This is a genomic window from Corallococcus sicarius, assembly GCF_003611735.1.
In the GTDB taxonomy this organism is placed as follows: Bacteria; Myxococcota; Myxococcia; order Myxococcales; family Myxococcaceae; genus Corallococcus; species Corallococcus sicarius.
On sequence record NZ_RAWG01000693.1, the window covers coordinates 1 to 633 of the forward strand.

Annotated in this window: 1 protein-coding gene; it reads left to right on the top strand. The window is 68.4% G+C overall.

The features are described 5' to 3' along the window. Positions 1–90 precede the first annotated feature (90 nt). Positions 91–633, top strand: a 543-nt coding sequence (locus tag D7X12_RS41735) for a cyclic di-GMP-binding domain-containing protein, MshE-related (protein WP_120630594.1), incomplete at its 3' end; no start/stop codon positions are given.

A 633-nucleotide genomic window follows, 5' to 3' on the forward strand; every position in this document is an offset into this window, starting at 1 on the left:
GTCCCCGCCACCCCCGGCGCCGGGTTCCTGACCTTCCAGGCGTCGAAAGGCAGCGTCCCGGCCCAAGTCGGGTACACTGACGCGCACGACATGGCACAGATCAAGCTCGGAGAACTGCTGATCAAGGCGAACGTCCTGCAGGAGGGCCAGCTCAAGGCGGCGCTCGCCGAGCAGGCGAAGTGGGGCGGCAAGCTGGGCGAGATCCTCGTCCGGATGAACTTCGTCTCCGAAGACCTCCTCGTGCGTGCCTTGTCGAAGCAGCTGGGCATGCCGGCGGTGAACCTGGACGCCGTGCAGATGGTTCCTCCGCACGTGAAGGCGAAGATTCCGTCGCAGACGGCGCGCGACTTCTCCGTCGTGCCGCTCCAACTGCGCGACGACGGCAAGACGCTGGTGGTGGCCATGTCGGATCCGCTCAATGTGCGGGTGCTCGACGAGCTGCGGGCCCTGTCCAAGTGCCGCATCGTGGCGAACGTGGCGGGGCGCACGTCGGTGGCCCGGGCGTTCGCGCGCCTCTACGAGGAGTCCGCGGAGCTGGAGGACGCGGACACCAACTTCAAGGTGGTGGACGCCCAGGGGCGCACCGTCGTGAAGAACCTCAAGGACCTGGAGACGGCCCCCGCGGCCCCGGCC